The organism is Ruegeria sp. BF6, from assembly GCF_056538665.1.
Genome location: NZ_JBQFTN010000001.1, coordinates 1,154,614 through 1,166,723 on the forward strand (window position 1 = coordinate 1,154,614; position 12,110 = coordinate 1,166,723).

The 12,110-nt window shown below is 60.0% G+C and carries 13 protein-coding genes; 8 read left to right on the plus strand and 5 right to left on the minus strand.

The features are described 5' to 3' along the window. The first annotated feature begins 143 nt into the window (after positions 1-143). From ACR0IM_RS05795 to ACR0IM_RS05830, 8 genes are all read left to right on the plus strand, one after another. Positions 144-1,331 (plus strand): SPOR domain-containing protein, encoded by a 1,188-nt coding sequence (locus ACR0IM_RS05795; RefSeq protein WP_480681129.1) that lies wholly within the window; start codon positions 144-146, stop codon positions 1,329-1,331. 17 nt (positions 1,332-1,348) lie between these two features. Then, positions 1,349-2,515 (plus strand): D-alanyl-D-alanine carboxypeptidase family protein, encoded by a 1,167-nt coding sequence (locus ACR0IM_RS05800; protein WP_480593204.1) that lies wholly within the window; start codon positions 1,349-1,351, stop codon positions 2,513-2,515. Further along, positions 2,512-3,135 carry a dTMP kinase gene (gene tmk, locus ACR0IM_RS05805; protein ID WP_480681130.1) on the plus strand — a complete coding sequence of 208 codons (624 nt, stop codon included), beginning with the start codon at positions 2,512-2,514 and terminating at the stop codon, positions 3,133-3,135. Before ACR0IM_RS05800 ends, tmk begins: the two co-directional genes overlap by 4 nt. A 10-nt stretch (positions 3,136-3,145) precedes the next feature. Then, positions 3,146-4,267 (plus strand): DNA polymerase III subunit delta', encoded by a 1,122-nt coding sequence (locus tag ACR0IM_RS05810; protein WP_480681131.1) that lies wholly within the window; start codon positions 3,146-3,148, stop codon positions 4,265-4,267. After that, positions 4,264-5,070: a TatD family hydrolase gene (locus ACR0IM_RS05815; RefSeq protein WP_480681132.1), complete on the plus strand. Its 807-nt coding sequence runs from the start codon at positions 4,264-4,266 to the stop codon at positions 5,068-5,070. The genes ACR0IM_RS05810 and ACR0IM_RS05815 overlap by 4 nt, the downstream gene beginning before the upstream one ends. Then, entirely contained in the window at positions 5,067-5,864 is a 798-nt protein-coding gene (locus ACR0IM_RS05820; RefSeq protein ID WP_480593197.1) for an MBL fold metallo-hydrolase, read from the plus strand. The genes ACR0IM_RS05815 and ACR0IM_RS05820 overlap by 4 nt, the downstream gene beginning before the upstream one ends. Positions 5,865-5,906: 42 nt before the next feature. Next, complete coding sequence (locus ACR0IM_RS05825; protein ID WP_480681134.1) at positions 5,907-6,839, plus strand: AEC family transporter; 933 nt, start codon at positions 5,907-5,909, stop codon at positions 6,837-6,839. A gap of 71 nt (positions 6,840-6,910) precedes the next feature. Then, complete coding sequence (locus ACR0IM_RS05830) at positions 6,911-7,609, plus strand: sirohydrochlorin chelatase (protein ID WP_480681135.1); 699 nt, start codon at positions 6,911-6,913, stop codon at positions 7,607-7,609. A gap of 66 nt (positions 7,610-7,675) precedes the next feature. Here the strand turns inward: ACR0IM_RS05830 and ACR0IM_RS05835 are convergent, their stop codons facing one another. From ACR0IM_RS05835 to ACR0IM_RS05855, 5 genes are all read right to left on the minus strand, one after another. Continuing rightward, complete coding sequence (locus ACR0IM_RS05835) at positions 7,676-8,665, minus strand: diguanylate cyclase domain-containing protein (RefSeq protein ID WP_480681137.1); 990 nt, start codon at positions 8,663-8,665, stop codon at positions 7,676-7,678. Beyond that, the gene (locus ACR0IM_RS05840; protein WP_480681139.1) at positions 8,662-9,249 is read right to left on the minus strand and encodes a heme NO-binding domain-containing protein; all 588 of its coding nucleotides are present in this window, start codon (positions 9,247-9,249) and stop codon (positions 8,662-8,664) included. Before ACR0IM_RS05840 ends, ACR0IM_RS05835 begins: the two co-directional genes overlap by 4 nt. 121 nt (positions 9,250-9,370) lie before the next feature. Next, positions 9,371-10,930 carry a trimethylamine methyltransferase family protein gene (locus tag ACR0IM_RS05845; RefSeq protein ID WP_480640834.1) on the minus strand — a complete coding sequence of 520 codons (1,560 nt, stop codon included), beginning with the start codon at positions 10,928-10,930 and terminating at the stop codon, positions 9,371-9,373. Between the two features lie 120 nt (positions 10,931-11,050). Continuing rightward, a complete protein-coding gene (locus tag ACR0IM_RS05850) occupies positions 11,051-11,743 on the minus strand; it encodes an HAD family hydrolase (protein WP_480681140.1) in 693 nt (230 codons plus the stop codon). Between the two features lie 24 nt (positions 11,744-11,767). Further along, positions 11,768-12,052 carry a DUF3572 domain-containing protein gene (locus ACR0IM_RS05855; RefSeq protein WP_480681141.1) on the minus strand — a complete coding sequence of 95 codons (285 nt, stop codon included), beginning with the start codon at positions 12,050-12,052 and terminating at the stop codon, positions 11,768-11,770. Positions 12,053-12,110 lie beyond the last annotated feature (58 nt).

Here is a 12,110-nt window from a genome sequence, read left to right on the forward strand (position 1 = left end):
GCCGAAGCGCGCGCAGTGGTCTTTCCATGGCACTGTGCCCACGTTATGCTTTGCGGGAAAGACCGTAGCAGACCGGCACGACAGAACCGGCGATCGGCGACGGGGCTCAGGAAACGAGGCCTCTTCAGGCAAGGGATGACAAAATGAAACGAGCGAGTGAGACACGCGCAAAACCGCGATCGCTGGCGGTGCTTGTCGTGGGATTGGCAGTTCTGGCTGGTTGCGAGGAAGGCTTGTCTCCGGAAGGCGCTTCATCAGCAGACGCCCCAAGTGATGACGCCCAGACCGATGATAAGTTCGAGCTGTTCCCAGATTATTCGAAAACCTCGGCTGACTCCGTTGAAGCTCCGGAAGTATTCAACGTGGTTGAGGCCGGTCTTTGGGATGGCCGTCCTTCCTTGGGCGGCATCTGGGTCGCCCATCCCGACGTTACCCAGCCCGAACGCGTGGTAATCAAGAACACGGCCAACAACAAATCCATTACCGGTGCCTTGTTCCGGCGGGAAAGAAGCCAGCCCGGACCGGCGTTGCAATTGTCCTCGGCAGCGGCAGAGAAGCTGGGCATCCTTGCCGGGGCGCCAACCAAGGTCGAGGTCACCGCCCTGCGGCGCAAGCCGGTCGAAACAAAAGAACCGGAACCGGAAGAAACCCCGGAAATCGAAACAGTAGAAACCGCGCCTGCAACGGATGACACCAAACCTCAGGACGATGTGGCCGAATCCACAGCGGCCGACGCGGAAAAGCCAGCCAAGCGCAAGTGGTGGCAAAAGAAGGAAAAGGTTGCCGCCGCTGGCGCAACCGGAGCAGCTGCTGCAGCGGCGACCGACTCTGCAGCCGAGGCAACAACCGAAGCGGCAGAACAAGCGGTTGAAACGGTCGCCGAGGCGACTCCGGCCCCCACCCTGTCGGACCCGGAGGTCACTGCGCCCGAAGAAAAACCCGCCAAACGGAAATGGTGGCAAAAGAAGAAAACCGACACGATCACCGAAACACCTCTGGACCCCATCGCGGGCGCAGCGGCCGCCATCGACTTGGCAGAGCCGACCCCGGTCAGCACGACCGCTGCTACAAACTCTCAGCAAAAGACCCCGCGCTCGCTGGCCAAACCATTTGTTCAGGTCGGAACCTTCAATGTCGAAGCCAACGCCAAGAGCGCGGTTTCGAAGATTCAGCGAAATGGCATGTCCGCCGATATTCGTGAGTTGAAGTCCGACGACAAAAAGGTCTGGCGCGTGTTGGTTGGGCCGGCGAAAACCCGCGCGGAACGCAATGCGATACAGCGCGACGTCAAGGATCTTGGCTTTACCGACGCGTTCACTGTCAAAAACTGAAACAAAGGAGGCCCCCCGTGCTGTCCTCACTGCGATCATCTGTTTTGACCCTTGGGCTGGCGCTGTTTGCCCTGCCAGCCCATGCTTTCGACACGCAGGCCCGCGCGGCCTATGTGATGGATCAGACAACCGGAACAGTGCTTCTGTCCAAAGAGGCGGATTTGCCGCTTCCGCCAGCGTCGATGTCCAAGCTGATGACGCTTTACGTAGCCTTCGAGGCGCTGCGCGATGGCCGTTTGACGCTGGATGAAACCTTGCCGGTTTCGGAACACGCGATGAGCTATGGCGGCTCGACCATGTTCCTGAACACGCAGGACCGCGTCCGGGTCGAGGACCTGTTGCGCGGCATTATCGTACTGTCTGGTAACGACGCCTGCGTGGTGATCGCCGAAGCGCTCAGCCCCGATGGAACCGAGGCCGGGTTTGCCCGCTACATGACCCAGCGCGGCAAGCAGATGGGAATGGACAGCTCGAACTTTTCCAATTCCAACGGCTGGCCCGCAGCGGGTCACATGATGTCAGTACACGACCTTGCCGTACTTGCAGATCGGCTGATCTCGGACTTCCCGGAATACTATCCCCTGTTTGCCGAGGAAGTGTTTGAATTCGATGGCCGCGCGCCGTCGAACAAGCGCAACCGCAACCCGCTGCTGAAACTGGGGATCGGCGCAGACGGACTGAAGACCGGCCACACGCAAGAAGCCGGATATGGCCTTGTCGGCTCGGCCAAGCAAGGCGATCGCCGGGTGATCTTCGTTCTCACCGGCCTCGACAGCACCGCCCGCCGCGCAGAGGAGGCTGAGGCCGTGGTTAACTGGTCGTTTCGAAATTTTGTCGAGAGGACGGTTGCCAGCGCGGACACGCCGATAGCACAGGCCAATATCTGGATGGGGGCGAAGAAGACCGTGGATCTGGTTCCTGAAGAGGATCTGTCCCTGTTGTTCCCGGTGCTGGGCGACAAGGATATTGAGGCCGAAGTGGTCTATAACGGCCCCGTTAACGCACCGGTTGAAAAGGGTCAGCAACTGGCCGAGTTGGTTATCAAGCCCGAAGGCCTGCCGGAAATCCGACGCCCCCTGGTGGCTGCTGAGAGCGTTGCGACCGGAGGGTTTGTGGTGCGTATGATGACCGTGGGCGGTATTGTTCTGACCGACGTGATCGGCAATCCCCTGGACGCATTGTGACGAGACCCGGGTTGTTTCTGACCTTCGAAGGCATTGACGGATCAGGCAAATCCTCGCAGGCGCGTATGCTTGCGGATCACCTGCGTAATTTGGGCCAAGAGGTCGTCCTGACGCGCGAACCCGGGGGATCAGCCGGGGCCGAGGAAATCCGTCGTCTGGTTCTGGAAGGCGACCCCGACCGTTGGTCGGCCGAGACGGAACTGTTGTTGTTCACCGCCGCGCGCCGGGATCATCTGGAGCGCACCATCGAACCGGCGCTTACCGCAGGCAAGGTTGTAATCTGCGACCGGTTTGCCGACAGCACCCGCATGTATCAGGGCCTTTCGCGCGGTAACCTGCGTGGGTTGGTCGACCAGTTGCACGCACTCATGATCGGGCGCGAACCCGACCTGACCCTGTTGATCGACATGGATCCGCAAACCGGCCTGACCCGCGCCAAAGGTCGCCAGGGCACCGAAGAGCGGTTCGAGGATTTCGGCATCGATCTGCAGGAAAAGATGCGCGCGGGCTTTCTGGCGCTGGCGGATGAATTCTCGGACCGTTTCCGTGTGATCGACGGCAATCGGGACATGGACAGCGTTGCACAGGATGTGACAGAAATCGTCCGGCAATCATTGTGACAGACGATAGATGAACGACGACACCCCAACCCCGGATCAGGCCCCCGGCGCCCCGCACCCGCGCGAAACCCGGCACCTGTTCGGACAGGCTGAGGCCGAGCAGGCGTTTCTGAGCGCCTACACCTCTGACCGACTGCATCACGGCTGGCTCTTGACCGGCCCACGCGGGGTCGGCAAGGCGACCCTGGCCTGGCGTATTGCCCGCTTCTTGCTGGCAACACCTCAGGTCGAGGGGGATGGGTTGTTCGGCGCCACACCACCGCCGGAGTCGCTGGAGATCGATCCCGACCACCCCGTCGCGCACCGTATTCTGGCGGGGGCGGAACCGGGTCTCGCCGCTATCACCCGCTCACTCAACGACCAGGGCCGGTTGCGCAACGAAATCGTTGTCGACGACATCCGCAAGCTTGGAAAGTTTTTTGGCCTTTCATCCACCGATGGCGGGCGTCGGGTCGTCATCGTGGACTCGGCGGATGAGATGAATGTAAGCGCAGCCAACGCGTTGCTGAAAATGCTCGAAGAACCGCCAGCGCGAACAATCCTGCTGCTGATCTCGCACCAACCGTCGCGCCTGTTGCCGACGATTCGGTCGCGCTGCCGCACCCTGCGCCTGTCGAAGTTGGGAGCAGAAGACGTGCAAGCCGCCCTGTCGCAATCCTGTGCAGAACTGCCCACAAAAGCCGATCATCTGGCAGCACTAGCCGCAGGGTCTGTCGGCGATGCAGTGCGGCTGATTAATCTGGGCGGATTGGATATCTACGCCGAACTGATCGCCATTCTGGGCACCCTGCCCCGCATGAATCGCCAGCGCGCACTGGCGCTGGCCGAGGCCGCCGCCCAGCGCGGCGCGGCGGAACGTTTCGAACTGCTGCTGACCCTGATCGACGTCGCCTTGTCCCGCCTCGCCCTGACCGGCGCAACCGGAGCCCCTCCTATCCCCGAAGCCGCTCCAAACGAAGCGGAAACGCTGGCCCGCCTGTCTAAGTCACCTTACCAAGCCCGCCAATGGGCCGAGGTCGCCGCGACCATCACAGCCCGCGCGCGCCATGGTCAGGCGGTGAACCTTGACCCTGCCGCTCTGGTCCTAGATACGATGTTCAAGATACAGGAAACCGCCGGTCAGAACAGATGAGCGACACCCCCCAGATCACCGACAGCCATTGCCATCTGGACTTCCCCGACTTCGAGGGGCAACTGCACCAGATCATCGCAAACGCCGCCGAGGCAGGCGTGACCCGTATGGTCACGATCTGCACGCGCTTGCGCAACGAGCCCACCGTCCGCGCCATTGCAGAGGACCACGCACCCGTCTTCTATGCCGCTGGCACCCACCCCATGAACGCGGCGGATGAGCCGATGGCGACCGTCGACGAACTGGTCACTCTGTCCCAGCACCCAAAATTCGTGGGCATCGGAGAAACCGGGCTGGATTACCACTACACCGCAGACAGTGCCGAGGCGCAGAAACAATCCCTGCGCATCCATATCGAGGCTGCCCAGCGCACCGGCCTGCCCCTGATCATCCACGCCCGTGCAGCCGACGAAGACATGGCGCGCATTCTGGCCGAGGAATACCGCAGCGCGCCTTACTCCTGCGTCATGCACTGCTTTTCGTCCTCGGCGGAACTGGCCAAAGCCACGCTGGACCTGGGGTTTTACTTGTCCATGTCCGGCATCGCCGCCTTCCCCAAAAGCCAGGAACTGCGCGATATCTTCGCCGCCGCGCCTGTTGACCGCGTACTGGTGGAAACCGACGCGCCGTATCTGGCCCCGCCGCCATATCGCGGCAAACGCAATGAGCCGGCCTATACTGCCCACACCGCCCGAAAAGGGGCCGAGATATTTGGCATGGACTATGCCGATTTCGCCGCCCAGACGCAGGCTAATTTCGACCGGCTGTTCACCAAAGCCGCGACCTACAAGGCTGCCGCATGACCGAGCTGCGCTGCACCATCCTCGGCTGCGGTTCTTCCGGCGGCGTGCCCCGGCTGGGCGGGCATTGGGGCGCGTGCGACCCGAACAACCCTAGAAATATTCGCCGCCGCTGCTCGATGCTGGTAGAGCGCGACGGACCTGAAGGCACCACATCCGTCCTGATCGACACCACGCCGGACATGCGCAGCCAGTTGCTCAGCACCGGAACCGGGCGGCTGGATGGGGTGGTCTATACGCACAGCCACGCGGACCATGTTCACGGCATCGACGACCTGCGCATGATCGTTTTCAACATGAAGGCACGTGTTCCCGTCTGGGCGGATGGAGACACCCAAAACGACCTGTTGGGGCGGTTCGGATACGCGTTCGTCCAACCCGAGAGCTCTCCATACCCGCCGATCCTGGACCTGAAAACCATCTCCGGTCCGTTCGAGATCGACGGCCCCGGTGGCACAATCCCGTTTCATCCGTTCAAGGTAAACCACGGCTCGATCGACTCGCTGGGGGTCAAGATGGGCAATCTGGTCTATCTGCCGGACGTTGCCGAATTCTACGACGATTCTTGGCCCTTGCTAGAGGGGTTGGACTGTCTGGTCATCGACGCCCTGCGCCGGTCACCGCACCCCACCCACGCGCATCTGGAAAAGACGCTGGGGTGGATCGACCAGTTGAAACCCAAACGCGCGGTACTGACCAACATGCATATTGACCTGGACTATGCCACGGTCGAAGCCGAAACCGCCGATCACATCACACCAGCCTATGATGGCATGGTGATCCACCAGGCTCTGTAAAGCGCTGCGGACACAGCCTGCGATATCCCTCGGGGTGGCAATATGCTGCAAAACCTGATCGACGTCATTCTGCCGGTTTTCCTCGTGATCGGTGCGGGCTACGCCGCGACGTCATTGGGGTACTTTAAAGAGGTCCATGTGGACGGCCTCATGAAATTCACCCAAGGCTTCGCAATCCCCTGCCTGCTGTTTCTGGCAATCGCACATCTGGACCTGAGCGCCAGCTTCGACCCGCGCTTATTGGCCAGCTTTTATACGGCTGCGGCGCTGTGTTTCACTGCAGGCCTGTTTGGCGCCCGCCTGATCTTTCACCGCGAATGGGAGGATTGCGTGGCAATCGGGTTCTGCTGCCTGTTCTCGAACTCAGTATTGTTGGGCCTGCCGATTACCGAACGCGCCTACGGCCCCGAAAACCTGTCCGGCAACTATGCGATCATCGCCTTCCACGCCCCGTTTTGTTATGCCGTCGGCATCACCGTAATGGAGGTGGTCCGCAATCGCGGCAATGGTGGCACGCGCATGATCAGATCTGTCTTGACGGCCATGTTTCGCAACGCCCTGATCCTTGGCATCGCGTTGGGTTTTGTCGTCAACCTGTCCGGAACTGGCGTGCCCTCAGTGGTGGACGAAGCGCTTGGCCTCATTACCCGCGCCGCCCTTCCCGGAGCTTTGTTTGCGTTGGGCGGTGTACTGGTCAAATACAAGCCCGAGGGCGACCTGCGTGCGATTGCCTATGTCTGCGCCATTTCGCTGATGCTGCACCCCAGCCTCGTGTGGCTGTTTGGTACGACGGTGGGCTTGCCACAGGATCTGTTCCGCTCGGGGGTGCTGAACGCAGCAATGGCTCCCGGCTTTAACGCCTATATCTTTGCCAGCATGTATGGCCGGGCCAAAAGGGTCGCGGCATCGTCCGTACTGATCGGGACGGCAGCTTCCATCTTAACGGTTTGGTTCTGGCTGACACTTTTGGGCTGATATTGGGACGGATTGGATTGACTTTGGCAGGTCAGGGAACACCTATCGGGAAAGAAGACAGGATCAAGTAGATGCCATACGCCCTCATAGTTGCCCATGGCCAACCGTCTGAGCCGATCCCGGCAGAACAGGCGTTGGCCGCCTATGCCGCCGAGGTGGACGCCCTTTGTGACGGCGTGACTGTTCGCTCAGCCACTCTGGCCGCTCCGGGCGTATTCGAGCAGCGCGTGTCACAGCTGCCGGATGATGCTGTGATCTATCCGCTGTTCATGGCCAAAGGGTGGTTCGTAACCGGTGCCCTGCCCAAACGTCTTGCCGGGCGAAACCTGCGTATACTCGATCCGCTGGGGGTTGATGCCGACCTGCCAGGCCTGGTTGCGGCTGCTCTGCGTGATACGTTGAACGAATACCAATGGCCCCCAGAGGAGACCGATCTTGTGTTGGCCGCCCACGGATCCGGCCGCAGCCGCAACCCATCTGCGGTAGCCCGCGCCTTTGCGACAGACTTGGCGCAACACCTGACATTCAAGTCGATACGTCTGGGCTTTGTAGAAGAGCCGCCCTCCATTGCCGAAGCCGCAGCTGGCCTGTCCGCTCATGCGCTGTGTCTGCCGTACTTCGCCTGCCACGGCGGCCATGTGCTTGAGGACGTCCCGCAAGAGTTGAACGCGGCAGCGTTCCAGGGGCAAGTGATGCCCGTGGTCGGAGAGTTGCCCCGGATCAAACACCACATAGCAACCACCCTGTCCCGTCTATTCCACGAGACCTAACCGATCGGACAACTGCAGGTTTTGGCGCAACCGGGGCTACCGTGAGCTAATCTCGGAAGGGCCCCTCTATCGCTGCCCTACAAGCGCCGAGTAAAGGCAGTGGCGAGACCTGCCCTTTCTTTTGGCTTCATACAGTGCCAAGTCCGCCGCATTCAGGATCTCGGCGGCTTTGGGGGGCTTGAACTGAGTGGACAATGCGGTTCCGATACTGGCAGAGATCCGGCAGGTATTGTTTTCGAACTCCATCGGCTTTCGCAGCCGGTCTATGAGGCGCGCCGCAATTGCTGACAGAACAGGTTCGTCCGACAAGCCTTTAAAAATAATGACAAACTCATCCCCACCAACGCGCGCAACCGTGTCATCGTTGCGGGTCTCTTCCACCATGATCCGGGCAGCCTGTTGCAGCACATAGTCCCCCGCGGCGTGCCCGTACTGATCGTTGACAGATTTGAAGAAATCTAGATCCAGATGCATAAGGGCAAACGGAGAACTCCCAGAGATCAGATGACCCAGCAACACATCCATCGCCCGTCGGTTCTTCAGCCCGGTCAACATGTCGGTAAAGGCTTGCTCTTCGGCGGCCAGCATTGCCCCTTGCAGCCTCAGGTTCAGCGACCGCGAGGCCTCCATCGCGGCGGATTTGGCCTCGACCAGATATAGCAATTCAATGGCCAGATCGGTGCCAGAGAAATCCGCACTGGTCAGCGCATAGTCGCGCACCGCATCCAGAATCGAGATACCAAAGGACAGGTTGATGACCGCACCCTTCCCCTGCGGGAGAGGGGCGATCAGCCCCTTGAGCGCCGTGCGTGGCGTGTCATGAAGCTTAAGGTGCAGCTTGGCCCCGGCGAGGGACATCAGCGCCGACAGCGTCGTCACGGCGCGTGGTCGAACCAGTTCGAAAACCTCCAGAAAGTCTTTTCCGGCCATCGGCTGATCAGGGCGCAGTTTTTGCAACGTCGGCCCAACGCGTACAATGCTTCCGTCTTCGTCCACCAGCACAAACATCGGACATAGCGTTTCCAAAAGCGCCGCAAGATCACCGGTTTCCATCATGTTTTCCGCGCCCCCAGATCGAAGTGACGCCCTTCGGCAAATGCGCTTTCAACAAGAACGATCGAGATGACCTCTGCCTGACCCTCCTGCCCGTCATGGGACAGCATCGCCAGAGCGCCGTAATCATCGGCCATCGCACGCAGGACTCCGACCATTACGCTGGAATAACCGGGCAGGCCCGGATGGCAGAACAGTTGGTATTCCGTTGGCGCCTTCTCTCTCAGCTCCAGCGCTGGCAGGCTGAGGTCTGAAACGGCCAGCCGCACCCGGTCGGACAGATCATCCAGGGAATGCAAGAACTCAACATAGGTGACACCTCCGAAGCGTAGCAAGCGCCGCAAATCCTCCATATTGGGATGAGAAACCAGATAGGTTCCCAGATCCTCAAGGATTTCGGCGCGCGGGCGGTTCAGGTCAACACACAGCGCGTCCAGCACCCGGATAGTCATGTCGTCGTCGTAAACCAGCATGGCCTCAAATTCGACCAAGCCCAGCTTCGCCGCCTCGGTCACGCGCAGCCAGCACGATTGTCCGTAAGTCGCGCATACAAAAGACTGTACCGCCCGATTGATCAGACCATGCATGAGAAGCCCCAGATTGGTTTCTGTTCCAATCTGGCCTGACAATCCTTAACAAAACCCCAAGATGGTTCGTGAGATACCGACAATCTGATGAAGAATCACGGCGGAAGCCGTTGACAGAAAATTAGAAATCCGTTGGCGCTCCGCCTTCCGCTTTCCGTCGGGCTACAAAGTCGGCCAATTCTTCGCGGATACCGTCCTCCATCGGCGGAGGCTCAAAGCTGGTGACGATTTCCTTGAACATGTGATGCGCACGTTCCGCCGTCCAGATACCACCCGCAACGTTCCACCCTTCGTAATTTCGCCAGTCACTCAGGAAAGGTTGGTAAAACGCCGTGGTGTAACGGTCCTGCGTGTGCTGGACACCAAAGAAATGGCCGTCATTACCAACCGCGCGGATTGCCTCCAGAGCGATCTCGTCCGGACCGGTCGCTGTGATCTCGGGCTGCATATAGCGTTGGATCTGCTGCAGGATTTCGCAATCCATGACGAACTTTTCGGGACTTGCGATCAGCCCGCCCTCAAGCCAACCCGCCGCGTGATAGACCATGTTTGTGCCCGACTGAACGGCCGCCCACAGAGAGTTCGACGTCTCCCACACCGACTGCCCATCGGGCACGTTGGCCGCACACACCCCAGAGGACCGCATAGGCAGGCCGTAATACCGTGCCATTTGCCCGGTCATCTGTGTCGAACGCATGTATTCGGGCGTGCCAAAGGCGGGTGCCCCCGACTTCATGTCCACATTCGACGTGAATGTTCCGATGACACAGGGAATGCCCGGGCGAACGTATTGGAACAAAGCAATCGCACACAGCGCTTCGGCCAGCGATTGCGCCACGGCCCCGGCCATCGTCACCGGCGCCATCGCCCCGGCTAGCGTGAACGGCGTCACAACAATCGCTTGCCCTCGTCGGGCCAGCCGCAGACAACCGTCAATCATAGGATGGTCGTGCTTCAACGGTGAGGTCGAGTTGATGTTGGTGTACATCCGCGGCGATGTTTCGAACTCTTCATGGCTAAGACCACCAGCGATCCTGACCATCTCCATCACATCTTCGACGCGCTCCTTACCCAACGAATAGGCGTGCATCGCCTTGTCGGTGAGGGTCAGCTTGTCGTACAGGACGTCCAGATGCCGGATGCTGGCGTGGATATCGACCGGTTCAACAGGATAGCCCCCCGCAAAGTGGATGCAGTTGAAATACTGCGTCAGTTTCAGCAGGTTCCGACACATCTCGCGATTGCCGGGGACCTTGGTGCCGATCTCCATGTCCCAATAGTTCGGCGGAGACGACACGTTGCCGAACACCATGGTCCGGCCACCGATTTCAATTGTCCGGTCGGGGTTGCGCGGCGTGATGGTAAAGCGCGATGGCGCCTTGGCCACCATCTCCATAACAAAGTCCCGACCCATGCGGACGTTGTCGCCATCAATGGTACACCCGGCCTCACGAAGGATGCCTATGGCCTCTTCGTTGTAGAACTCGATCCCGATCTCTTCGAGGATACGCATGGCCCCGTCATGGATCGCCTCAATCCCCGCCTGATCCAGCGGTTCGGTCGGTTTGTCGATATTGATCGGAGGGTTAAACGGCATCTGGTCGATGACAGCGCTGCCCCTGCGTTCGGCGGCACCGGCCCGTCCCCCACTGCGACGTCCGCGCCTTTTCGTATCAGCCATTTGGTCCTCCGGAACTTGCGTACCCCTATGCAAGCCCCGAAGGCGGGTGTCTGGCCGCTCTGTCTGCGACAGTCTATGTCGGTTTCTTATCCCGAAACGCCGAAAGTGACCGCCGCGCGATCAGTTATTGGACAGCCAGTCCGGAATGTGCCCGATATCCGGCAGCACGACATCCGCCATTGGCGCCAGCGCTTCGGCCGGAGCCAGTCCCGTGAGGACACCGATCGTAGTCATCCCGGCGGCGCGTCCGGCCTGAAGATCGTGCAGGCTGTCCCCGACCATGGCCACCTGTTCCGGGTCAACGCCTACATGGGCCGCAAAGGCCAGCAATTGCCCGGGACCGGGCTTGAACCCATGGCCACTGTCATAACCAGCGACAAAATCGAAAAGGTCGCGAATCCCGACCGATGCCAGATGCTGCAGCGCGGGCATTTCACCATCGTTCGTCGCAACGCCCAGTTTCAGCCCGGCCCGCCGAAGCCCCGCAAGAAACGGCTCCAATGGAACTGCCTGCGCCTGCGGGGCCGAGGCCGACTCGACGTTCAGGACGTCAATCAACTCATCCAGTGTCATATTCAGCAAATGCGGGGCGAGGACTTCGGCGATTTCCTCGACTGTGCCAGCAATGACGATGCTGTCTTCGGAATAGGCGACCTGTTCCAGATCGAATCCAATAAGCCGACCCAGTTCGGCGGCGCGTGCATGATCGCCGTCGGCCAGACGCAATACTATGTTGCGCCCAAACGCGCCCCAGGTATTGGCAAAATCAAACAAGGTTCCGTCCTTGTCGAACAGGATCGCGTCGATGGGCATTGATTGCTCCTGCAAGGTTGTTGATCAGGTCCAGTGGATGTCGGCGCCACCGGACAACACCGCGCGGGCCTGACCGGGCTGATCATAGGACACGGAGTTGGCGTCACAGAAAGCGATCACCCACGAATCGTCAAGCATTAGAAACTCAAGCACCGATCCCAGAAACTCCGGTTCGCCCGCCCTGTCACGAAGATCCTGCGCCGAAGCCCCGGTCGAACCCAGAAAAACCGGCAGCAATTCTTCGTTGCCTACCAGCCAGCCCAAAACATTGAGCGCCAGAGTTTCTGCAGATTGGGGGGAGATTGACATAAAGTAGCCCCGGATCAGGTCTTGGAAAGGGTTTATTAACCAGACTCATAAACACTTT

Excerpts from the sequence above, each read along its gene's own strand:
- ACR0IM_RS05795 (WP_480681129.1), top strand. The coding sequence starts at position 144 with ATGAAACGAGCGAGTGAGACACGCGCAAAACCGCGATCGCTGGCGGTG.
- ACR0IM_RS05810 (WP_480681131.1), top strand. The coding sequence starts at position 3,146 with ATGAACGACGACACCCCAACCCCGGATCAGGCCCCCGGCGCCCCGCAC.
- ACR0IM_RS05815 (WP_480681132.1), top strand. The coding sequence starts at position 4,264 with ATGAGCGACACCCCCCAGATCACCGACAGCCATTGCCATCTGGACTTC.
- ACR0IM_RS05820 (WP_480593197.1), top strand. The coding sequence starts at position 5,067 with ATGACCGAGCTGCGCTGCACCATCCTCGGCTGCGGTTCTTCCGGCGGC.
- ACR0IM_RS05825 (WP_480681134.1), top strand. The coding sequence starts at position 5,907 with ATGCTGCAAAACCTGATCGACGTCATTCTGCCGGTTTTCCTCGTGATC.
- ACR0IM_RS05830 (WP_480681135.1), top strand. The coding sequence starts at position 6,911 with ATGCCATACGCCCTCATAGTTGCCCATGGCCAACCGTCTGAGCCGATC.
- ACR0IM_RS05835 (WP_480681137.1), bottom strand. The coding sequence starts at position 8,665 with ATGATGGAAACCGGTGATCTTGCGGCGCTTTTGGAAACGCTATGTCCG.
- ACR0IM_RS05840 (WP_480681139.1), bottom strand. The coding sequence starts at position 9,249 with ATGCATGGTCTGATCAATCGGGCGGTACAGTCTTTTGTATGCGCGACT.
- ACR0IM_RS05845 (WP_480640834.1), bottom strand. The coding sequence starts at position 10,930 with ATGGCTGATACGAAAAGGCGCGGACGTCGCAGTGGGGGACGGGCCGGT.
- ACR0IM_RS05850 (WP_480681140.1), bottom strand. The coding sequence starts at position 11,743 with ATGCCCATCGACGCGATCCTGTTCGACAAGGACGGAACCTTGTTTGAT.
- ACR0IM_RS05855 (WP_480681141.1), bottom strand. The coding sequence starts at position 12,052 with ATGTCAATCTCCCCCCAATCTGCAGAAACTCTGGCGCTCAATGTTTTG.